This window comes from Fusibacter fontis (genome assembly GCF_055378735.1).
The window spans coordinates 2333430-2358081 of sequence record NZ_AP042445.1; the positions used below are offsets into that span (position 1 = coordinate 2333430).

At 38.5% G+C, this 24652-nt stretch carries 15 protein-coding genes and 3 riboswitches; of the genes, 2 read left to right on the forward strand and 13 right to left on the reverse strand.

Annotated features, from left to right (window positions below; genetic code table 11):
• Positions 1-45 precede the first annotated feature (45 nt).
• Entirely contained in the window at positions 46-2382 is a 2337-nt protein-coding gene (locus tag ACZ41W_RS10415) for an InlB B-repeat-containing protein (protein ID WP_464311920.1), read from the reverse strand.
• A gap of 22 nt (positions 2383-2404) precedes the next feature.
• A riboswitch (cyclic di-GMP riboswitch) is annotated at positions 2405-2488 on the reverse strand.
• A gap of 192 nt (positions 2489-2680) precedes the next feature.
• On the opposite strand from ACZ41W_RS10415, the gene ACZ41W_RS10420 reads away from it, so the two are divergent.
• Together ACZ41W_RS10420 and ACZ41W_RS10425 are read left to right on the forward strand one after the other, a co-directional pair.
• Positions 2681-4246, forward strand: a complete 1566-nt coding sequence (locus tag ACZ41W_RS10420) for a methyl-accepting chemotaxis protein (RefSeq protein WP_464311921.1) — start codon at positions 2681-2683, stop codon at positions 4244-4246.
• A 141-nt stretch (positions 4247-4387) separates the two neighbouring features.
• Positions 4388-6997, forward strand: coding sequence for a YfhO family protein (locus ACZ41W_RS10425; protein WP_464311922.1), 2610 nt, complete (start codon positions 4388-4390; stop codon positions 6995-6997).
• An 8-nt stretch (positions 6998-7005) separates the two neighbouring features.
• On the opposite strand, the gene ACZ41W_RS10430 is transcribed toward ACZ41W_RS10425, so the two are convergent.
• From ACZ41W_RS10430 to kdd, 12 genes are all read right to left on the reverse strand, one after another.
• On the reverse strand, positions 7006-7941 hold the full coding sequence (locus ACZ41W_RS10430; RefSeq protein ID WP_464311923.1) for a glycosyltransferase family 2 protein: 936 nt from the start codon (positions 7939-7941) through the stop codon (positions 7006-7008).
• 103 nt (positions 7942-8044) lie between these two features.
• Entirely contained in the window at positions 8045-8446 is a 402-nt protein-coding gene (locus ACZ41W_RS10435; protein ID WP_464311924.1) for a GtrA family protein, read from the reverse strand.
• A gap of 194 nt (positions 8447-8640) precedes the next feature.
• A complete protein-coding gene (locus tag ACZ41W_RS10440; RefSeq protein WP_464311925.1) occupies positions 8641-12534 on the reverse strand; it encodes an InlB B-repeat-containing protein in 3894 nt (1297 codons plus the stop codon).
• Between the two features lie 30 nt (positions 12535-12564).
• Positions 12565-12660, reverse strand: a riboswitch (cyclic di-GMP riboswitch).
• A gap of 50 nt (positions 12661-12710) precedes the next feature.
• On the reverse strand, positions 12711-12941 hold the full coding sequence (locus ACZ41W_RS10445; RefSeq protein WP_464311926.1) for a hypothetical protein: 231 nt from the start codon (positions 12939-12941) through the stop codon (positions 12711-12713).
• Positions 12942-13196: 255 nt separating this feature from the next.
• Positions 13197-16277 (reverse strand): InlB B-repeat-containing protein, encoded by a 3081-nt coding sequence (locus ACZ41W_RS10450; RefSeq protein WP_464311927.1) that lies wholly within the window; start codon positions 16275-16277, stop codon positions 13197-13199.
• Between the two features lie 25 nt (positions 16278-16302).
• A riboswitch (cyclic di-GMP riboswitch) is annotated at positions 16303-16423 on the reverse strand.
• Positions 16424-16651, reverse strand: coding sequence for a hypothetical protein (locus ACZ41W_RS10455; RefSeq protein WP_464311928.1), 228 nt, complete (start codon positions 16649-16651; stop codon positions 16424-16426).
• Positions 16652-17054: 403 nt separating this feature from the next.
• Positions 17055-17813, reverse strand: a complete 759-nt coding sequence (gene kamE / locus ACZ41W_RS10460; protein WP_464311929.1) for a lysine 5,6-aminomutase subunit beta — start codon at positions 17811-17813, stop codon at positions 17055-17057.
• 1 nt (position 17814) lies between these two features.
• A complete protein-coding gene (gene kamD / locus ACZ41W_RS10465) occupies positions 17815-19368 on the reverse strand; it encodes a lysine 5,6-aminomutase subunit alpha (RefSeq protein ID WP_464311930.1) in 1554 nt (517 codons plus the stop codon).
• Positions 19358-20989, reverse strand: a complete 1632-nt coding sequence (kamC, locus tag ACZ41W_RS10470) for a lysine 5,6-aminomutase reactivase ATPase KamC (RefSeq protein ID WP_464311931.1) — start codon at positions 20987-20989, stop codon at positions 19358-19360. Before kamC ends, kamD begins: the two co-directional genes overlap by 11 nt.
• Positions 20990-21004: 15 nt before the next feature.
• The gene (gene kamB / locus ACZ41W_RS10475) at positions 21005-22036 is read right to left on the reverse strand and encodes a lysine 5,6-aminomutase reactivase subunit KamB (RefSeq protein ID WP_464311932.1); all 1032 of its coding nucleotides are present in this window, start codon (positions 22034-22036) and stop codon (positions 21005-21007) included.
• Between the two features lie 72 nt (positions 22037-22108).
• The gene (gene kamA, locus ACZ41W_RS10480; protein WP_464311933.1) at positions 22109-23371 is read right to left on the reverse strand and encodes a lysine 2,3-aminomutase; all 1263 of its coding nucleotides are present in this window, start codon (positions 23369-23371) and stop codon (positions 22109-22111) included.
• Between the two features lie 13 nt (positions 23372-23384).
• Positions 23385-24422: an L-erythro-3,5-diaminohexanoate dehydrogenase gene (kdd, locus tag ACZ41W_RS10485; protein ID WP_464311934.1), complete on the reverse strand. Its 1038-nt coding sequence runs from the start codon at positions 24420-24422 to the stop codon at positions 23385-23387.
• Positions 24423-24652 lie beyond the last annotated feature (230 nt).

Consider the following 24652-nt stretch of genomic DNA (forward strand, 5'->3'; position numbering starts at 1 on the left):
ATCAGGATACGCCTTTTTGATTCATCTAATACGGCTTATGAGTGTTTATCTTTTCTTACGAAGCCATACGCCAATACTTGCAACAATTCCTCCTAAACCATAGAATAGCTCAGCAGGAAGTTGACCTGTTTGTGGCAATGCATCTCCAAGAGGTACAGTTTCTTCTTCTACTTCAACCACTGGCACAACTGCTTCATCTGGTTCATCTACATAAAAACGATCAATATCAAACGCTGCAAGTGGCGTCACTTCTTCTTCAATGACTACTGTGGTTGGCTGAGTTGCTGGTTCAGTTGTTGGTATAGTTTCAGGTTCAGGTTGTGGTTCTCTTTCTCGTTCTGTTACAGGTTCTGTTTGAGGTTCTGTTGGAATTTCAGGTGCTACATAGGTATATTGATAAATAACATCAATGTTTCCTTCTACATAAACACCATTTTGATTGGCTGGCGTTTCATTTAAAGTATAGTTTGGAAATACTTTTGGACTGGTTGTATATGGTGTTCCAATCTGACCAGTAATTGTTTCTGGTGCAACGATATCCATTCCATTGTGCGTCCAATGGATGCTCACTGTACCATTTACAATTGGTACTGGTACAAAATGAGCGGTATAAGTGATGTCTCTATTTCCCATAACTGCAGTCATGGTCGCTTGATCACTTGTGTAAGCTGCATCGGTTTCATAATCCAGTTGAATTTGGACTTGTGAACCAACGGAAACAGGCATCTCTATTTCAGGGATTTCAATGACTTCCCATGACCAATGACTAAACAGATATCCGGTATTTGGTACAGCTGAAATGGTATAGGTTTCTCCTTCCATGTAGACGCCACTACCACTCAATGTACCGGTTCCAATAGGTTCATCGATTAATGTCACATTGTGTTTTGGAATTTCTCTGAAGTGTGCTGTATAAATCACACCTCGTTCTCCCATGACATCGGATAATGTTGGGTTATCATTTTCATTTGGAATGGGTTCTGAACCCGTATCAAGTGTTGAATACTCACTTGTTTCTTTCGGTTCAATGATTTCTTCTTCATAAACCCAAGTCCATTTCACAAATTCATACCCTGTGTTTGGAGTAGCAGTTAATGTATATGTTTCACCAGGGTAGTAGAGTCCAGCACCAGTTAAATTCCCACCTTCCATTGGATCTGCGATGGTTTCAACATTATAACCTTGGATTGGTTCAAAAATAGCGGTTCCATTTAAATCATACCATGGCATAATGAGTGTCAATGGATTGTCGTATACAACCCAAGGATTGCCTGGAATTGGAGGTACTGGAGGAGGCGTTGATCCACCGTCTAACAAGACGACAAATGGATTTTCATCAAATTCCCATCTGACAAATTGATACCCTCTGTTTGGTGTAGCTGTCATAGTGACGGTTTCGCCATCTTCATATATACCAGATGTTTCTGCAGTTCCAGAGCCCTCTGGAGAAACAGAAAGGTTTAGATGATACTCAAGAAGTTCATACATATGTGTGGTTACGATAATATCATAACTTGGAACGGTGATTTCAAAAGAATTTGGATATGACCAATAATTGGAATTTTTCATTGGTTCAATCCCACTGTTAATCGTAATCATCGGCTGTGGTTCAACCGAATAATATTGAAACCAATAACCATTTTCAGGTATCACTGTAATGGTAATTCGTTCGCCTTCAGGATAATACCCATTTCCTCCGACGATTTGTGCAGTTCCTTCAGGGTCGACAACTGTCTGGACATGTCGCATTGGAATTGGTTCGAAATTCGCTGTTAATGAGAGATCATGGTTTGGCATTCCAATATTTAGAGTGCTATTTGTTGAAAAAACAGTTGTTGTTCCTGTTTCAGTCCAGTTGACAAATCGTGCACTTTCGAGCGGATTTGCAATAAGCGTTATTGGACTGTCGTAAGGATACTCATCTGCTGGAGTTCCCGTAACTGTTCCTAGATTCAAATCATTTGAACCATAAGTCAATGTGTAATACTCCATGTTAAACACTGCTTTAAAATCTAGTGGAGATACTGCTGGTAGTGTTAAGTCACTTGTTCCATCTGGATGATTGGATATTTCAATTCCATTAAAAAATCGATCCATCTCAGTAATTGAATGGTAATTACTGCTCATTGGTAACTTCATTTCCCAGTGATCAAAAGAATATCCAATGGCTGGTTGTGCGGTTAAGTGACAAATTGAAAAAAGATTCCACATACCCGCACCTGAGACTGTACCACCATTTGATGGTTCTGCAATTGCTGATATTAAAACTTGCGGAATCGGGATTGGGCCACAATCCGTTTCTTCAGCAAATGTGTACGATTGTCCCCCGACAATCAACATCAAGCTGAGTAAAATCATTACAAATTTTTTACCTACTTTCATAACATACTCCTCTCTTTAATGACTAAAGAAAGGCCGGTTGCACTATTTGCTCCACAGTATTCAAGTGCCCATTTTAGAAAACTGTTTCATCACATCCTCCTTATACAAAGTAAAACATCTAAAACAAAACAAACCATCGACGATCCATTCCTCAGTCCTCGACGTTTAATTTATACCTTGTTTAAAGTGATACAAACGCTTGTGGATAATGTCACGCGTGACACTGTCATTTAACTGTACTTTGTTATTCTTTTCTCTCTTCGGGTATAATACCATCGATGAATTCAAGGAGGTCACTGTGAAAATCTTAAAAAATGAAACGAGTATCCGCTTTCGAATGATAACTGTAACTGCTATCATCATAGTGATTGTTACAGTTGCTTTAATTGCTAGTCATTATCGAGATTCTATGGCCCTTGTCAAAGAAACTGCCATTTCAAGAGCTGTTCAAGTAAAAAATTTTATAGCACCTGAAGTTGAACAATCCTTAGAGGATTATGTTGAAATTGCCACGGCTGGCGATTCAACTTCAGATATTTATACTCAAATAAAATCAAAAATTGAAACCATTCAAGGTGTGACAGGGGCAAAATTCGTCTATCTGTCCCTTAAACTTGAAGGACAATGGATTTATTTTGCAGATGGCTATGAAGCTGGAAATCCGCTTTTTACGCCCCTTTCTACGCCAGTAGAATCTGACTATGAATCTATCTATGAAATGCTTGAAACCTCCGGAGAAGAAATCCCTGGAAAATACGAAAATGGCGACTTTGGAAGGCTCATGAGCAGTTATTTTCCAGTAAAAGATGATAGTGGACGTGTGGTCGCTGTTATAGGTACGGATTTTGATATTGAACAAAATTACCAGTTTTTTATTAAGCAATTTATTAGAAGTCTTATTATTTCACTTGTTTTAATGCTATCCACAATATTTGTCATCGATCTATTTATTCGAAAATGGATTACGTTGCCTTTACAGACCATGCTGACGGCGACAACTGCTATTTCAAATGGAGATCTTCAAAGCAGTATGCCCGATATCGGCAAAGGTGAAGTGCTTAAATTATCTGCCTCTATTCAGCAGATGCAGCATCAGCTACGCTCAATTGCCATACAAATTCAGCAAACCGCTTCACAGGTTTCAGAAGGTGCTGCACATCTAAGTGAGATGAGTTTGCAACTTTCTCAAGATGCCAGTGAACAGTCCCATGCAGCAGCAGGCATCACGACTTCTATTGCACAGCTTGAAAGGGATGCAAGGCGAAGCGCTGAAAACGCTTCAAATGGGCTAATGCTTTCAGAAAATGCCATTTCTGAAGTGATAAGTGGGACAAACGGTGCTTCCCAACTGGTTCACACGATGCAGGATTTAGAGAAATCGGCGCTCGAAATGAAACGCATTAATCGGGTCATTGATGATTTAGCCTTTCAAACACATATATTGGCGCTCAATGCCGCTATAGAAGCTGCACGTGTCGGCGAAGCTGGAAAAGGTTTCTCAGTGGTTGCTGAAGAAGTTCAAAACTTAGCAAAATTATCCTCTCAGTCTTCAAAAGAAACCGCAAGTTTAATCGAAAGTGTCTTTAAACAAGCAAAAGCTGGACTTAATCAATCAGAAATTATGCTATGCGACTTTCAGACGATTGAAAAGCATGTTTCAGAGATTAAAGCCAGCAGTCTTGAAATTGACAAGATCAACACAAGTCAGTCCACTGCAATTATGGAAATTTCAAACTGGATGCAGCATATTTCTGACAGTATCTTAAGAACAAGTACCACGGCAGATGAAACCGCCGCTTCAAGTGAAGAGCTCAATGCACAAGCAGAAAATCTCAATCGTCACACACATCAGTTTAAACTTTAATAACTTTTAACGATCTCCCATATTTATAGATACAAATCATGACCATTCTATTATATAATTAAACGAGATTGATATATTCTAACACTTCATTTTCATTCATCCATATAGAAGATCAATATAGATCGCTAACAGGGGGATTATATGGCATTTAAAGATTTTATCAAACGCAATCGATGGATTATCAGCACTTTTTTAATTGCTTATGTCGTTATACTTATTGGATTCGCAGTTATAGAGATTTTTCCGTTTGGCGATCAACAAATTATGGTCATCGACAGTTGGCATCAGTACTATCCGTTTTTACAGGAGCTGCATCACAAGTTACAATCAGGGGAATCGCTCTTTTATTCATGGCATCCGGGATTAGGCGTCAACTTTTTCCTCATCATGGCATATTATGCGTTTAGCCCGATTTATCTACTTTCCATTGTGTTTCCAAAAGCCTATTTGAGAGAGTTTATGATGCTGGCAACTGGACTCAAGATTGCACTCGCGGGAACTTTCTTTTCCATCTACATTAAGCGCGTCTTTGATAAAAACGATATTTCCATCACTTTATTTGGACTACTATACGCATTTTGCGGCTTTAACATGGGCTATTACTGGAACATTATGTGGCTCGATGCAGTCGCACTATTACCGCTCATCATTTTAGGTGTTCATCAGCTGATTCAGCATCAAAAATGGATTCTTTACACGCTCACACTCAGTCTCGCGCTCATCAGTAACTTTTATATTGGATTTTTTATTTGTCTCTTTCTTCTCTTTTATTTTTTTGTTCTGCTGATTTGTCAAAACCAGAAAATTCAACTTAAGTGGTTGTTTCATAAAACGCTTACCATGGGAATTGCCTCACTTTTGGCAATTGGCATCGCTTCTGTTGTATTGATTCCTACTTACAAAGGATTACAATTAACACATGCGGTAAATAGCACATTCCCTCAAGTATTTAAACCGTATTTTGAAACGCTTGCACTGGTCAACAATTTGCTTCCGACTATTGCACCTACCGTTAAAAGCGGTCTACCAAATATTTTTTCAGGATTTGCGAGCTTATTTTTCATGGCTTTCTTTTTTGCTTCTCCAGAGATTCCGTTTCGAAAAAAAGTCTCCGCTTTCCTGTTGACTGTCTTTTTCATGCTGAGCTTTAATTTCAATGTTCTGAATTATATTTGGCATGGTTTTCATTTTCCTAACGAAGTGCCTTACCGATTTTCATTTTTATTGTCTTTTTTACTCATTAGCTGGGGATATGAAGGCTTTAAGTCTTATAAAAGCGTTCGACTGAGAAATGTAGGGATTATTCTATTTGGATTTATTTTATTCTTACTCATCGACTGGAAACTCGGATCGATGCTTGGATTAACCGTTCCAATGCCAGATGAAATGTTTTTAGTTAGCTTAGGACTAACACTTTTATACGGCGTGTTGGTCGTTGTTTCCCATAGAGAACGCTTACCGAAGCATACATTTGCAATCGGGTTGTCTATTTTGATCATCGGTGAAGTGGTTCTTTCCGGCATTATTGGAACCACTAGTACCAATAGTTCAAGCAGACAAATGTATCCATACCTTAAGGAAGATGTCGATGCCGCCGTTCAATACATTGATACTCAATCCGATCAGTTTACGCGAACGGATATGATAAAATGGTATACCACCAACGATCCGACACTCTATGGTTATCAAGGTGCTTCCATGTTTTCTTCCACAGCCAATGCCAATGTGACGACGCTCATGCAACGCATTGGACTTGCTGCATCACCAGAGTCTAATCGCTATTTATACTCAAGTAATACACCCGTTGTGAACTTGATTCTCAATATGAATTATCTTCTAGGCAGAAATCAAGATGGTGATTATCCAAGCGCTACAATGACAAAAGTATTCGACAGCAATCAAGTTCACGTCTATCGCAATAACTATCCATCGACTCTTGGATTTATGGTGGATCAATCATTCTACACATGGAATACACAATCTTCTGATGTCTTCGACGTTCAAGAAGATTTTGTACGGGCAGCAACTAAAAATGATCTTTCACTCTTTCGACCGGTTGATATCCTCACTGCAGATTATGTCAACATGAATGTCGCTGCACCGCATGATGGCAGATATTCCTATACAAATGAAGATGCGACAAAAGTAGGAAACGTGACGCTACATTTAAAAGCGCCTGAAAGTAAACAGATGTATGTGTATATGCATGCAAATCACGCTTATAAAACAACCATTACGGTACACGGTCAAGCAACCGAATATGAAATGAGACGCGGCCTCATCATCGACCTTGGGTACCTTCAAAAAGGAGAGGACGTTCAGATCAATTTTGAAACACAAGCCCAGTATTCGGGATTCTTTATTGTGAAGCCCGTTACATTTGACCACGAAGCCTTTGAGACTGTATATGAGAAACTCTCTAAAGATACGATGACAATAGAGTCATTTCAATCGACGCATATCAAAGGCACTGTGAATGCATCTGAAAATGGCATCTTGTTCACTTCCATCCCTTACGAAAAAGGTTGGTCTGTAAGTGTTGATGGGAAAAAAATAAAACCTTTTGCCATTCAGAATGCGTTTATTTGCATTCCACTTGCAAAAGGTTCTCATACAGTTGAATTTCGCTATGTTCCAGATGGATTCCTGTTAGGACTTACACTTTCTCTTGTTTCTATCTTAGTCGTCATAGCATGTTACATGCTCCGATTAAGACGAGAGAAAAAACAAATTCCATCTCTGAATCAATAAAAGTCGGATTAATCAAGGCGCTTATCGATGATATATCGAGGGCGTCTTTTTATTTCGTCATAAATGCGTGAAATGTAAAGACCGATGATTCCAAGTGAAAACATCACCATTGAGCCCGTAATCAGAATCAGTAGAATGACCGTTGAAAAACCGTTAATGGCCTGACCAGTAAAGTAATTGTATAACGTTTGCACGCCCATAATCAATGCAAATATAAAGAATATAAGACCACTATAAATAACGAGATGTAGGGGTTTACTCGTATATGAAATGATGGCATCAAATGCTAGGAAAACAAGCTTAGTAAAGCTAAAATGCGTCTTGCCTTCTTGTCGATCATCGACGTGAAACGGCATTTTTACGACTTTAAATCCGACCCAATTGACAATCCCTCTAAAAAATACATGTCGTTCATGAAAGGCTCTTAAGGATTCAATTACCGAGCGATTCATGAGTTTAAAGTCAGAAGAGTTATCCATTTCCATGTCAGACATGATCTTTAAAAACTTATAAAATCCTTTTGCCAAGAATTTGGTTTTTAAGGTTTCATGACCACGCGTGGCTTTAATGCCATCGATGATATCCGCTTTTTCTGTATCCATTATTTCAAGCATGCGTTTGATGTACTTCGGAGGATGCTGTAAATCAGAATCCATCGTCAAATAGTAATCTGCATCAATCGACTCTATCCCTGCACGAAGGGCTGTTTCTTTCCCAAAATTCCGCGCAAAATGGATGGCTTTTACCGAATCATATTGACTGGATAATGATTGAAGTACCTTCCATGTGTGATCTGTCGAGCCATCATCTACAAATAAGTATTCACAAGTGATGCCATCTTCTTTCAAAATACGATTGAGTTCAGTGAAATGATGTACAAGTGCATCCCCTTCATTGAATACGGGAATGATGATGGCCAATGTTTTTCCTTCGAGTATCTTCATCGTAGCACCTCTTGATTCTTTATTTATCAACATATATATCCAGTTCGATCGATTTCACAAAATGAAACATGCTCCCAGTTCGTACTATAATTAATTCTGACAATTAATCCTTATAAATGATCCATTTGTAAATCACAAAATTCCAGCACACGACACATGCCATTTTGAAAAATGGAGAAATCAGCGGACTCATTCCAACAACTTCTGTGAAGAACTTAAGTAGAAATAGATTTGAAACTACGAGATTAAATAAAAACAACATCAAGTACAATATGGTTTGTCGTTTGATATCACCCGTTGATTGAAAGGTCCATTTGCGATTCGTCAAAAAGGAAAACATAAACACCAGGGCATAGACCACCATACTCGAAAGGATGTAGTGAATATGAAACCCTTTATAGAGGACGAGATACAGAAGATATTCCAGTCCAAATGCTGTAAATCCTGTGATTAAGTATTTACTGAGTTGTCTTACGATGAGTGCCTTTTGACTCGAAATTTTCATTGTTTATCCTCTAATATGTGGAATCTAATCTGTGTGGCAGTCTAATCTGTGTAGCAGTCTAATTCTAAATTTTATATATTCATTATAATATATTCATACTGAAATAAAAAGAGCAGGTATCCGTTTTTTGAATACCTGCTCTTTGCTTAATGACTGAGTGTACTAGTCACTTAGTGACTTTGTCATTTAATGACTTAGTCATTTTTCTTTTTTAAGAATACGCCAGCTGCTGTGATCAAACCGCCAATTCCGTAGAATAATTCTGCAGGAATTTGACCAGTTTTAGGAAGTGCATCTGCAAGTGGTGTTTCTTCTTCTTCAACTTCTTCAATAATCACTTCTGGAGTTGATGAACCGTATTTATCGATATCGAATGGAGCTGTCGCATCGCCTAGTGGTGTTGCTTCTTCTTCTACTACAACGCCATTTGTGTATACGTAAACGACTGTTGTTGTACCTTCTGAAATAGTTCCATTTGCATTAGAAGGTGTTTCTACTAATGTATAGCCTTCAAAAGCAAGTTCGATTGTCGAGTAAGTGCTACCAACATCACCTGTAAAGCTTGAAGATGATAATACTTTTCCTTGTGTATCTTGGTAAGATACTTCAACTGTTCCTTTAGTCGCTTCAACTGGTGTTGGACCTACTGGTACAACTGGTGCTTCTGTTGGAGCAACTGTTGGAGCTTCTGTTGGTGCAGTAGTTGGTGCTTCTGTTGGAGCTTCAGTTGGATTTTCTGTAGGTGCTTCTGTTTCAATTGCTTTCCATTGTGCAACTACAGTAATGTTTTCAGTTACAACAGTACTTGCTGTAAATGGTGTTTCACCTAAAAACCATCCTAAGAATGTAAATCCTTCTTTTGTTGTTGATGGAAGTTCACCTAATGAAGTTCCTTGGTTAATTGTTGCAGGAGCGACAGTTGAACCACCGTTTGCATCAAATGTTACGGTTACTTGTACCACTGGATCTTCAGTTGGTTTTTCTGTTGCTTTTTCTTTCCATTGTGCAACAACTGTTACGTTTTCACTTACTACTGTTTCAGCTGTAAATGGTGTTTCTCCTACAAACCATCCTAAGAAGTCAAAGCCATCTTTTGATGTTGTTGGAAGTGTTCCAAGTGCTGTTCCTTTATCTACTGTAACTGGTTCAACTGCTGAACCACCATTTGCATCAAATGTTACAGTTACTTTTGCTGCTGGAATTTCTTTCCATTGTGCATTAAATGTTGTGTTTGATTCAAAGATTCTTTCAACTGTTAATTGATCACCATTCTCATCATACCAATATTCAAATGTAAATCCATCTTTTGATGTTTGTGGAATATAACCTAGTGCAGTTCCTTTTTCAATTTCTACTGAATCAACTGCTGTTCCACCATTTGAATTAAAAGTAAGTGTTATTTTTTCAATTGGTTTTGCTTCCCATTTTGCATAGAATGTCACATCGCCTGTTACTAAATAGTCTCCTGTTAATTCAACAAGTTCATCTTCAGTAAACCAACCAATGAAATTGTATTTGTCTCTCTCTGGTGTTGGAATTGAGCCTACTGGTTGATTGTACTCAACTTCAACATCTGAAGCTGCGCCATTTAATGAACCACCATTTGGATTAAATGTTACTGTATAAGCTTTTGGAGTCCAAAATGCTGTAAATGCGTAATCTTGTTTAATTTGAAGATCAGATGTTAATTTTGTACCATCCATTGCATACCAGCCTTCTAATTGGTAGTGCTCTTTAGAAGAACCTGGAACTGGATCAATTACATTACCATGAGCAACTTCTTTGCTTTCAACAGGTGAACCACCAGCTGCATCAAATGTTACATTGTATTTAATTTGAGTCCAGTGTGCTTTTAATGTGATACTATCTTTTAAAACGTATTCGCTATTGATTGGTGCTACGCCTTCTGGTAAATACCAGCCAGCAAATTCATAACCTTCTTTTTCAGTTAATGGCAATGTGCCAATTTTTGCGTCTACTACTGAATCAAATGAAGGTACTGGATTTCCGCCATTCGCATCAAATGTCACTGTTACTGGTTTTGCAGTCCAGTGTGCAACTAATGTGATATTTTGAGTAACTGGTGTTGAGAAATCGTATTTATCATTTCCTAAATACCAACCATCAAATGTATAACCCTCTTTTTCAACTTCTTGTGCTGAAACTGCAGTGTTATATTTAACAGTTTGTGGTGTTGATGAACCTGTTTTAAATGTTCCTTTATTTGCATCAAATGTTACTGTATAGTCTTTTGCTTCCCATTTTGCTGTTACGTTAATAGTTGTTTTAATTGCTGTATCTTGAGTAAACTCTGTACCATTTTCAAAGAACCAACCTTTAAATTCGTATCCTTCTTTTGTCGGTACTGGAAGTGGTCGGATATATGCGTTATAAGGTACTTCAGCTTGGTCTACATATGAGCCACCGTTTGAATCATAGTTAACTTTGTAAAGATTTGTTTTCCATTGAGCTGTAACGTCTAAGTTTGAAGTGACTACTGTGTTCGCTTTAAACTCAGTACCATCTGCAGTTGTCCATTTTAAGAATGTTTTTCCTTCAATTGAAACTACTGGTAACGAACCAACTGTTTTGCCGTGTTGTACTTTAACAGCAGCCGGATCAGATTCTGTGCCGTTTCCATGATAAGTCACTGTATATTCTTTTAACTGCCATTTTGCTTTAACAGTCATGTTATCTAATACTTTTGTTGCTACTGTAAATTCAGTTGTTCCATCTGCTAAGAACCAACCTTTAAAGTCATATCCTTCTTTTGTTGGTGTTGGTGTAGAGGTTACTGATTGATTGTATTTCACTTTTACAGTTTTTGGTTCAGTCATATTTCCGCCATCTGGATTGTATGTTACTGTGTACTCATTTGGCGTCCATTTTGCAAATACTGTCATGCTATTTCTTACGATTGTAGAAGTTGTAAATTTAGTTGCATTTGTCATGTTATTTGCATCTGTATACCATCCACCAAATGCATGACCAGTTAATGTTGTAGTTGGAAGTGGGTTAATTGCTGATGCATAATCAATTGTTTGAGCTGGAACAGCTGAGCCACCTTTTGCTTCAAAAGTAACTGTAACTCGATCAGCTAATCCTTTGATTGTTCCATTTACTTGGTTTTCAACTGGAACATTAAATGTATAACCTAATGACACCAATGTTTGTGATGTATTTGTTCCATTTACTGGATCAAATGCAAATACATCTGTTACTTGTTTAGTTCCTTTTACTTTAAATGTAAAATCTTGGAAATCTGCTGCAACCATACTATTTAAAGCTTTAGTATAAGTTACTGTTGTTTCACCTGCTGTTGTTTTTTCTGATTTTGTAAAGCCTGTTAATGAAAATTCAACTGATGGATTTGTACCAGCATTTGAATATTTAAAACTAATGACAACATTACCATCTTTGATTTCTTTTGTTGGTGCAGATACTGTAATGTTTGCTGCAGTTGGTTTTGGAGTACCTGGTAAACTCATTAAGTAATCATAAACTGCTCTAACATTTTCTGCATTGTTTTCCCATCTTGGTGTACTTCCGTTTGAATAATGCCATACAGCTGCTTGTGTTGCTGCAATCGCATCTTCAGTACTTAATTTATTTCCTTCATAATACTTATCTTTTACAGTAAAACCTAACCAATTAGTTTTATAAGTCCAATAACTATTAAAAAAATAAGTTGAGTTTTTAAATGTATTTACCTTAGCTTCTAATGTTTCTAAGTTTACGTTAGAAAATCCGTTTGTGATAATAGTTCTTACTTTTGGTGCATTGCTTCCAATGTAAGAAATATCTTCTAAAAACTTAGCGTTATAAAATGCATTCTTTTTAATCTCAGTTGATTTATCCACGCAATATGCATTGTAAATCACATTTCCTGGATTTTTAACGACATCAAACATCATAGTTATTGCTTCTCTTCCACTTCCATCTGTGAAATCAAGCGAAGAACCTTGATAACCATTTCCTTTATACTGGAACGTGTCGCCTGTTTCAGCGAAGCTCATTGTCGGTATGCCGCTAAGTACTAAAATTGCGACCAATACCATTGATACTACTTTCTTCATCGTGTTTCTCATGTGTTTTTCTCCTTTGCCAAATAAATTTCCTTTGGCAGTCGGACGGTCTTGGTTTTCGTGATTCACTCAAACTTTAGACTCCAGACTTTGCGTCCTCAGCTTTCACTGAGTTTGCCCTTGCATTATAGGTGTTTGCTACTTGTAATGCATTTCTTTCAAGTCATTTATGTAAATGCTTAAACGACATTGATAACTTTACTATCTGTCCAGTTTCTCATGGGACTTTCCACAGTGGACTGAGCAGCTACTGCTGTACTGATCAGGTTGAGCATTTCAAGTTCACTTCTAAAATGCATCTTTTTACCTGTATCTAACCACTCAATCACGCCTTGCCAGCTCTGATTTTCCTGATGATGAATGGTTACTAAAAAATTTGTTCCGAAATGATTTTTTGGAATAGATCCCAATCCATACACCTCCATCCTCGGAATTTGCTGTGGTCTATCACCACTATCAATATCTTACCAAATGATTGTGACACCGTATGCACATCTATGTGACATCCTTGTGACAACACAAAAACCGGATCATCTCGTGTCACACTGCTTTTACTTTTCAGTATTTGCAATGCATACACGGATAATCCGGTTTTGTATTTTCTAACAAATTCAGTTAGTAAACTTTAATTTTATTTATTAACCTGATTCTTGGTGCTAAAAAATTTATTTTTTCTTTTTAAGATAAATCCCAATTGCTGAGATGACACCACCGAGTCCATAGAAGAGTTCTGCTGGAAGTTGACCAGTTTGTGGTAATGCATCACCAAGCGGTGTTTCCTCCTCTACAAGCTCTTCTTCATTTGGTACGAGTTGTGGCGTACTGAATGAATCGATATCAAATGGTTCTGTTGCAGCTGCTAGTGGTGTTTCTTCTTCATTGACAACGACTCCATTAGAATAAACATAAGTCACTGTAGTTGTACCTTCAGTAATGATGCCACTTGCATTAGCCGGTGTTGATACTAAAGAATAGCCTTCAAATGCAAGTTCTACTGTTGAGTATGAACTACCAACTTCACCTGTGATGCTAGAAGATGAAAGCAAATTACCTTCTGTATCTTCATAGTTGACGATGACGGTACCATTCACTGTTGGATTTGGTGTTGGTCCTTCAGTTTCAGGTTGAGTTGGAGGTTCTGTAACTGGTTCTGTCGGTGGAGTTGTAGGTGGCTCTGTTGGTGGAGTTGTAGGTGGCTCTGTTGGTGGAGTTGTAGGTGGTTCTGTAGGTGGTTCTGTTGGTGGTTCTGTAGGTGGTTCTGTAGGTGGTTCTGTTGGTATGACTTTTTCAACAAATGTTGCAACGACTGATTTATCAGCATTCATTGTGAGAGACTCGCTAGGGTTTGTTCCACTTAAGTCACCTGACCAACCAGCGAATTCCCATCCTTCTGCTGGTGTTGCAATGAGCCCAACGATTGTTCCTTCTTCATAAGACTCTAAATCAGGTGTTAAAGAAACTGTTCCTGAACCCACGATGCTAACGGTCAATGTGTAATATTCAGGTTCTGGAGGAAGTTCTTCTTCAACAAATGTTGCAACGACTGCTTTGTTGCCATTCATGATAATGGATGTTGTAAGATCTGATCCGCTTAAATCGCCCGACCAACCTTGGAATACCCATCCTACTGATGGTGTTGCCACAAGACCTACTTCTGTACCTGAGTTATATGCTTCAAGTTCTGGGTCTGCAACAACTGTACCTGATCCAACGATACTGATATTAAGTGTATATTGTTCTGGTGGAATTTGTTGTTCTGTAAAAGTTGCTGTAACAACTTTATGTCCATTCATAACAAGTGTTTCATTTGCATTGTCACCTGTTAAATCATCTGACCAACCAGCAAATTCCCAGCCTGCTTCTGGAATTGCTACTAAAGCTACTTCAGCATTTGGATCATAGTATGGTAAGTCTGGAGTTTCAACGACGGATCCTTGACCAACGACATTAACTGTTAAGGTGTAAAGTTCAATAAATTCTGCTTGAATCGCCATATTTCCAAGAATTGTAACGTTTTCATTTGCTGTACTGCTTGTTAAATCGCCTGTCCAACCATTAAATTTCCATCCTTCTGCTGGAGTTGCAGTGAGTGGAACAATGGTGTTTTTCGTATAAACATGTGGGCCAATATCTGGAGTGATGGTTCCTGATCCGACTTGTGACATCGTCAAAGTATATTCAGGAAGTGGAAGCACATTGATGGTTGCGGTTGCAGTTTCACTGTAGTAAGTGCCTGCTAATGCTGATGGTCCTGTTAATTCCACTTTAACTTTGTAAACAAATGTAAGCACTTCTGGAACTGTTCCATCAAATGCGAAACTTCCATCTGCATTTAGAACAAATGCTGGATAAGCAGTTGGTGGTGTTACAAGTTCGTAGCTGATTACACTGCTGTATTCTGTACTATCCATCACGAGTTCATTGAGATCATTGACGGATACATTATCATTTAATGAATCTCCTACAAAAATCGAGTACGTATCATCCACAGCGTATGGCGCAACAGCCACTTCAGGTACTGGGAAAGTTAAAATTGTAGGCACTTCACTATTTTTAGGAATATAACTAAATTGTGCGTATTCATTGGTATCGAGTACGCCATAGTAATATGGTAATGCACTGATTCTATATGTCAATTCATCTTCAGTTTCATTCATGACATCGCCATAATTCCAAGTAATCATTTTGCTTGTTTCATTGTATGTGACTTCTGGTGCACCTGCTGGTAAGCCATTGATTTCAAAGCTACCTGCAACGAGTGCAAAACCTTCAGGAATCACGTCAGTCACTACGCCATTTGAACCAATTCTGCCGATTTGAAGTTGAATGGACTCATATATTTCGTCTAATTCAGCAGTTGTAGGTGCTTCATAGTATTTTACTTGATATTTTTCAGAGCCAGTTGGATTGAGCGTTGAACGTGCATATCCTAAATTGGTACTGTTCATGCCGTTCACTAATGCCACGGTATAAATGCTCACGCCATTTGCCTCTGCTGCAAGACCTTCTGTGATAAGTTTAGCTCTTCCATTAGCTTCATAATTACTTCCAGATCCCATAAATCCTGGGTATCTGTCTTGATGATCATCATCATATAGTTCATATCGATCGGTTGAATAACGAATATATCTAAATTCTAGTTCAACGATGTTTTCGCCTGCAGGCTGTACCACTCTATATAAATTTGTATAGTCATCATTGCTCATATTCATATAGAAAGTTGGAACGCCATCTGAGAAGAAAACAATTGCTTGGTATGCATTGCTTCTGCCAAATCTTGAAAGCATCTCTTTTGCAAGGAGCATACCGGCTTGCATATTGGTTCCATCGTCTTTACCGACTTTAGAACTTTCAATTTCTCCTACGACTTGGCCTTGGTGTGTTGTGAATTCTTGTTCAACTTCTGCTGAGTCACTATACGTTACCAAAGCTACTCTATTTTGTTTATAATTTTCAACTGGTAATACATCTTTCACAAAATCTTTTGATGCATCTTTCATTGCTGCAAGTTTATCTTTATTCATACTAGAGGATAAATCCAGTACGACAACCACATCTACTGGTGTCATGCTTTCATTGGTTTGGATATTCAATTTTACTTCATACTCTCTTGTCGGTGCAATCCAAGTAGCCGTTTTATCCAGCACAACTGTCGGTGCTGGAACCGCTGTAACAACTGGGATCATCCCTAAAATCATCACTGCTATAAGAAGCAGTGCGCTTACTTTTTTCACTGTCCTTTTCATAAAAGTCTCCTTTGCCAAATGTACATTTGGTAATCGGACGATCTTAGCAAATCAATTCTCTCATCCATCTAATGGATTGAAATTTCTATTGCCTTAGACTCCAGACTTTGCGTCCTAAGCTTTCACCTAGTTTGCCTTTTTCGGTTCTAAACAACGGTGATGCTCTTTGTATCTTCCCATTTCCTCAAATCGCCGAGCGCCATTTGTTCCATCAGCGCATTTTCTATGAGATTGAGCATCTCTCTTTCACTTCTGAAATGAATCTTTTTGCCTGTGTCGAGCCACTCAATCACACCTTGAAACGTATGATTTTCAGTTCGATAAATGGAAACGAGAAAATTAGCACCTAAGAATTGTTCTTTTACAGCTTTCATACGATTTCCTCCTTTTGCGGAGTCATACAAATGATCTGTGACAATTGACAATTGACAATTGATAATCGATCATTGACCATTGATTATTGATTATTGAATGATACAATTGAAGAATTTATCAAAATCACCTATCGCTTTGTATATCCAATAGATACCCCCCACTCGTTACAAAATGATAACGTATGCGTGACACCTACGTGACAAAAAAACTCAGCGAATAAGCGGTATACAGGACTTTTTTTAGTTCTTATTTTGAACTATCCTGTTATGCTCATTCGCTGAGTTCTATTGTGTTAAAACAACGTAAATTCAATTATTTTAGTTATATTGTGTGAACGATGATGCGCCGAGTTATGTAAACTCGTTGTCTTTCATATCATCATTTTATGACCAAACGTCGAAATTATTTACTTTCACGCTTCACTACTTCTTGTACAATAAACGATGCGACGTCTTCAGCATACGTACCTGTTCCAAAACCTGCATCAAATCCAAGTTCCTTTGCAAGCTCATAAGAAATTCTCGGTCCGCCTGCACATACGATGAGTTTATCGCGAATGCCTTCAGATTCAAGTAACTCAATTAAATTGGTCATGTTCATAATATGCACGTCTTTTTGTGTTACGATTTGTGACACAATGATCGCATCCGCATTGAGTTCGATGGCTTTTGCAATGAGGTCCTCATTTGGCACTTGTGCGCCCATGTTATACGCTTTGATACCGTGGTATCTTTCAAGTCCATAGTGTCCATCAAAGCCTTTCATGTTCATAATCGCGTCAATACCAACTGTATGGGCATCTGTACCTGTACATGCACCGACAATCACCACATCACGTTTAATATTTTCTTCAATATATGCTTCCACTTCGTATTTATCCATCACGTCAGAATCTACTTTAGGCACTTCGATTTGCGTGTAATCTACTGTATGAGTGGATTTGCCATACATGATAAAAAATGTATAACCTACACCTAAATCTTGCGCAGAAACCACAGCCGGTTCTTCGATTCCCATTTTAATTAAAAGTTGTTTTGCTGCTTCTTTACTTTCATCGTTACATGGAACGGGTAGCGTAAATGAAAACTGCATCATACCGTCGTTCATGGTGTCGCCATAAGGTTTTATTTTCGTTAAGTCCAAACCGTTATTCACGCTCATGTTATTTACCTCCTAACATCATTGGGATAAATGGGTTGAAATAGCGATTCCCTTTTTGAGTAACGCCATCAAGACCTTTACCACCGTCCATTTTACGTGTTACAGAAGCAAATTTGCCTTGTTCAATTGTGGACATAATACCGATTTCTTCAATTTCTGCAAGTAAGTCAGCTGCTTCTTTTAAAACGCTTTGTGCACGTTTTTGAATCATGCCATCTTTTTTGTATTCGATTTCATCGCCGAAATGTCTCATATTGTTAAAGATGTATTTCGCATTTTCAATTGAAAGCGCACGGTCTTGTAAAAGTGGTGTGTGGATGGCTTCAGTTGGCATACCTAATAATTGTAAGCCTTGATTCGTCATAATAGATACGACGTTAAATAAAGCATCTTGAATGTGTCCTTTAAAAATATTACCCGTCATGTATTTTGTTGGAGGCATATATTTAAGCGGTGCATTTGGGAAAATTTCTCTTGCCATTTGTGCTTGAGAAAGTTCTAATAAGAAACCATCTTCCGTATCAGGGTTCATTTCAAATGCATGTCCAAGACCCATTTGTTCTTCAGGTAGACCCGCTAAAAACGCAAATTGCTCATTGATGAGTTGTGATGCGAGTACCGTATGTGCTTCTTCAATCGCATCTGATGTTGTCAAATAATTGTCTTCCCCTGTATTGATGATAATGCCTGCAAATCCGTTGATGATTCTCGAGAAATATTGATCGACTAACGTTCTTTGCATATTGATATCTCTAAATAAAATGCCGTAAAGCGCATCGTTTAACATGACATCAAGTCGTTCAATTGCGCCCATTGCAGCGATTTCTGGCATACAAAGACCTGAACAATAGTTACAAAGACGGATATATTTACCCACTTCTTGACCCACTTCATCTAGTGCTTTTCTCATGATTCTAAAGTTTTCTTGAGTTGCATACGTCCCACCAAAACCTTCAGTCGTTGGACCATATGGCACGTAGTCGAGTAAGCTTTGAGCAGTTGTTCTGATAACTGCAATGATATCCGCACCTTGTCTTGCAGCAGCTTGCGCTTGTAAAACGTCTTCGTAGATATTACCAGTTGCAACGATAACATACAAGTAAGGTTTAGGACCTTCTCCGATTGTACGTAAAAATTCGTCGCGAGTTGCACGATTGTTTTTAATGCGCTCAACCATTTTTTTCGCTTCAACTTCAATCACTTGAACGATTTTTTCATCATTTTGAGCCGGTACTGTCACTAAGTCGATTTCATTCGCTGCAATTCCCTCAGCGATTTCTTGAGCAGATTTTCCCAGTGCAACCATTGCATTACCTAACCAATAAGCAGCACCTTCTGCAAGTCCGCCGCCTTTTTTGATATTGTCTACCACAACATTTGGTAGGGGTCTTTCTATGTCGTCAATGCCGTCAACGCCGAGTAGACGAACGATAGTTCTTTCTACCGCAACAGTTGTATGACGATCAATGAATTTTTGCGTGTCTTCAGCGATAACTTTAGCTGATTGACGCGCTTTATCGACGATACTAAAATCCAAATTTAATTTACTCGCCATGTGATCCTCCTAATATTTCTTTCGCACGTTTAATGATGCGTTTATCTAATCCCATAAGTTCAGAAATTCTTATCGCTTCTTTGGGAATTTCTTTCATTTGACTCACTTCTGAAAGTCTGTAGTCCATGTATTCGTGTAGCAATGAAACGCCTTCTTTTTCAATTTTATCTCGAATCAGTTCCAAATCGATATGTGAAAGTCCATTGACTTGATAATGCGCAGTTTCAGGTACACTGGTCAATCCGTCAAAATGCGTGGTGATGACTGCTCGAGAAGACAGCGTTTTCAAATGTTCAATCAATGCTTTTGAGATGGCATATCCTTCTAGCGGATTGGTGCCTCTTGCAAGTTCATCAATTAAAATGAGTCCAAATTCACCTTCGCGTTCAATGGCTCTTTCAATTTCCACAATCTCCCCACCAAATGTGCTCAGTCCCATATCGATGGACTGAAAATCTCCTACTGAAACAAAGATAAAATCGAAAATAGGTAGTTCTGCACTTTCACAAGGAACGAAAAAACCAAATTGTGCCATAGCAACCACTTGTCCAATGAGCTTCAGCGAGACTGTTTTTCCGCCCATGTTAGCCCCTGTAATAAGCGTCACCGATTTTTTGAGGGAAACGTTGATTGGTGTAAACTTTTTACCGGACTTCTCTAGGCTACTGCTCACTTTTAAATGGCGACCACCTCTTATGATAACGGTCTCATCTTCATGAATAAGTGGTCTGACACAGCTAAATGCCACAGAAAATTGTGTTTTGGCTATTAGAAGATCTATCTGCCCAATACATTCGGTGTTGGTTTGTAAGACTTCTAAATAGGGTTTTAATTTCTCTGTCAGCTGATAGCGCACTTCTAGTTCTTCATCATCTTCTTCCACTAGAAGTTGTTCTTTTTCTTTGATCAAGTGTTCATTTTGTCGAATGGTAAAGATGGTATACATGGGTACATCGGATTTATATGCAAATCTCATATCTGTACTTACTTTTGACAGCATTTCCTGATCGCGTATGGAGATTCTGATGTCTCCATTTGGACTTACTGGAAATCCCTCTTCAATTAGTGCTTCAATGGATTGCTTGAGTTCTTGCTTAATGGTTTTATCCATTCTTTCTATTTCACTTCTTACAAAAGTCAATTTTTCTGAATAGATACTATAAAGATAGAACGTGCTGACGCCACTCTTTTCAGGATCTAACAGGTCTATAATAGGTTCTGTTGGAAGAAGGACATATGCGCCGACAATTTTCTCCCAGTGTAATTGTTCTAGCTGAATGGAAATTTTTTGCATCTGAAGAACCATTTGTTTCACTTCAAAAAGCTCAGTCACAGAAAGCGGTTCTCCTACTAAGATTCGATCAAATGTCGTATCAAGCTGCTTGATGTCTTTCAAGAGTGATTTTAACTCAAGCACCTCTGAACGATTGTGCTCAAAAATCTTGAGATTTGCCTCGAGTTCGTCGTAAGCTTTATTGAGTGAATGGTGCTCTTTCCTTGAAAATGGAATCATGCTCTTTTTCGCAAGTTCGCCATATGGTGATGCCAACTGAAGCCGATCAAAGACAAAATTCAGGTCTAAATCCTCTTTGTTTTTTTTGCTGATAAACCCTAACTTCATCTCGTCCTCCTATCTTTACATCTGCATCACATCAAGCACTGGAACCTGTGAAATTTTCGCTTCTAATGCCTGTTTAAAAGAACCTGAATCATAATAATATCCCATAGGCGCATAGGGATTGATGGTCAATGCGATTAATTTAATCGCGCGGCGTACTTTAATATGCACGCCGACGCGCATAAAATAAAGCCAGTCTTTGTAATCAATAAAGACTTTAGTGGCATCTCCAATGATCCATTCGAAGTTTTTATAATGCGGTGTCGTATGGATGATTTCCATAACGGTTTTCGTCACCAAAGCCCCTGGAATAATGAGCATTTTAACTTCATCATCAATAGCTTTTGCAATGGTTCTGCCTGCGTTTAAGGCAGTTGCCACATCCTCTAAAACAACAAATTCTCCACTATTTTTAACTAAAATAGGGCGTTTCAGCGCATCTGCTTGCTCCCACAACTCACAGATGGCTTCATCTTCAACCTCAGGAAGATTAAACAAAGAAACTTTATAAGCTGTCTGCTCAACTGTTTTCATCATGTCTCTGCTGACAACTGCTCCAGTGGAAAGAATACAGGCATCAGTAATCGCTGGTGAAGCGGACGATGTCCGATCAAGTGCGCCGTCCACCACGACATAATCTGCGCCGTATTCTAGCATTTTCTCTGAAACTTTTCGAATGGCAGCATTTGTTGAAGGACCGCCTATTTGAACATAACCATCATTTAATGTCCGACCGATGATGACTCTGCCCATAGCAGTATGATGCTCTGTTACTTCCAGAACTGCCATTTTAACTTCTGAAAGGTTAAAGAGCATCTCTGCCGTAGCGACGATTGAATTCTTTTTCAGATAAATCATCGGTTTATCCGTTTTTGTGACGATGTCTTGACGCTCTCCATCTCTCCCTATAGACGTCAATCCAACACACAGGTTGCGTTGGTTCATTTCCTCAATCATCTGATTGAGTGTCACTGTCTTGCCTGCATTCTTAGCCATACCGACGATGGAAACAATTCGATATTCCGTTTCAAATAAGTCTAGTAATTGCATGCAAGCCTCCGTAATCATTCCTTATACCGTATACTGTATGATCTTTCTCTACTTTTTAAAAGGGGGATGCTATTATTCTTCGTCGTGGTGGCTTCTTTGAGTTCTTTCAAGTTCTTTTAAATCGATTGAAATTCTATTGCCTTGTAATAAACCGCCAACGCCAAATAATTTGTGATCTTTTTGCTCTTGCGTTTCAACTGCGCCTTCTTTTTCGAAGTCATAGCTTGATGGTTGAGCATAAGTTGTGATTACGCCTTCATAGTTTCTGAGAATCACTTTTTCTGGTGATTGCGAAATCATGTATTGTGGCATAACTGGAATTTTACCACCACCACCTGGTGCGTCAACAACAAACGTTGGGATACAGTAACCAGAAGTATGGCCGCGTAAACCTTCGATGATCTCGATTCCTTTTGAAACCGGCGTTCTAAAGTGTTCAATACCAGTTGAAAGGTCACATTGATAGATGTAGTAAGGTCTTACTCTCATCATAACTAAATCGTGTACGAGATCTCTCATGATGTGAACGCTGTCGTTGATTCCTTTTAATAATACCGATTGGTTACCAAGCGGGATACCTGCATCTGCAAGCATTGCACATGCTTTTTTAGTTTCTGGAGTCACTTCTTTTGAGTGATTAAAGTGTGTATTTAACCAAATTGGATGGTATTTTTTGAGCATGTTCACGAGTTCAGGTGTGATTCTTTGTGGGCACACAACTGGTGTTCTCGAACCAAGTCGAATAATTTCTACGTGTGGAATTTGTCTTAATTTGCTGATGATGTACTCAAGTAAATCATCTGAAACTAAAAGCGCATCGCCACCTGAGAGTAATACGTCTCTTACAACTGGAGTTCTTGCAATATAATCGATTGCTGCATCAATTCTCGCTCTTGGAACGCCACCATCATTGTGACCAGCAAATCTTCTTCTTGTACAGTGACGGCAGTACATTGAGCACATATCTGTAATTAAGAACAGTACGCGGTCTGGATATCTGTGTGTAATCCCTGGAACTGGTGAATCGCCATCTTCGTGTAATGGGTCATCCATATCAGCAGAACATTTGTAAGTTTCATAGATAGTAGGAACTGCTTGCATTCTCACTGGACATTTTGGATCTTCTTTATCCATTAAAAGTGCATAGTAAGGTGTGATTCCCATTCTTAAAATTTCAAGGGATTTGATTACGCCTTCTTCTTCTTTTTCAGTGAGTGTTACCACTTGTTTGAGTTGTTCCAATGTAGTAATTCTATTTCTTACTTGCCATTCCCATGAATCCCATTCTGCTTGTGTTGCATTTTTCCACATTTCGATCTCAGTATAGTGTCTCATAATACCCGCCTCCTTATGCGTAAAGCTCTTCATAGATTTTTCTTAAAACAGCACTTTCTCTCATAATTTGTAGTGTAATTTCAGCATGTCCTTTTGTATAACCATTTCCAACGATCATTGTCACGTCTTTGCCTACGCCTTCAGCACCAAGTGCTGCTTTTGTAAAGCTTGTCGCCATACTAAAGAAGTATACAAGACCGTCGTCTTTTGTCGCTAAAATAGAAGACATCTCTGTATTTGGAACGTTAACGCAGTTGATTACGATGTCACACATTTTACCATTTGTCACTTCTTCAACTTTTCTAAGCACTTCAACTGCATTTGTTGCGTCTGCTACGATAAAATCATCGGCAATTCCAGCACCCATCACGCGTTCTTTTGTTGCATCGCTGTGTTGTAAACAGATTACTTGACCTGTTACGCCAGCACGTTTTTTCGCTTCATATAAACACAGCATACCCGATTTACCGCCGCCACCGATTACAAGTACGGTATGACCTGGTTTAACGAGTTTTGCTGTTTGAGCTGGAGCACCTGCTACGTCAAGTACTGAAAGTGCTAAATTTTCAGGGATATCTGATGGAATTTTCGCATATAGACCACTTTCAAATAAGATTGCTTGACCTTTGATATCTACTTGATCGATATTCATACGAATATCTAGGATTTCTTCTATTACGAGTGGTGTCAACGATAAGGAAACCAATGTTGCGATTTTATCGCCAACGGCTAAATCCGTTTTGCCAATAAGAGCGTCACCGATTTGAGCCACAGTACCAATGAGCATTCCGCCTGAACCTGTCACTGGGTTTTTGTGTTTTCCTTGTGTTTCAACGATGTTCATCATAATTTCTTTGATTTTCGCTTCGTCTCTACCTGCTTGTTCTTTAATCTGTGTAAATGATGCAGAGTCGATGTTTAATGTCTGTACGTCAATTAAAATTTCATTGTCATAGATTTCCATGTCGTTTGAAATTTTTTGAGCTGGTTGTGGTAAAATGCCCACTGGCTCAATTACGCGGTGTGTACCAAATTTACATCCTTTTTTCATACTTGCCTCCAAAATCATCTCTTAATTTAATTGTCTCTTACTTACACGAATCGATGATAATCAATCACCATCGTATTCGTTACTGTCATCTCAAATTTTCGTACCATTCATATACATGCAAAATCTATGCCAAACTTTTAACAGACTTTTTGTAAGTTGTCTCGACGATTTTAAAGCATATCCCAATTGTGAATTCGGGTTAGAATATGCTTGTAAGTATTGAAAATACA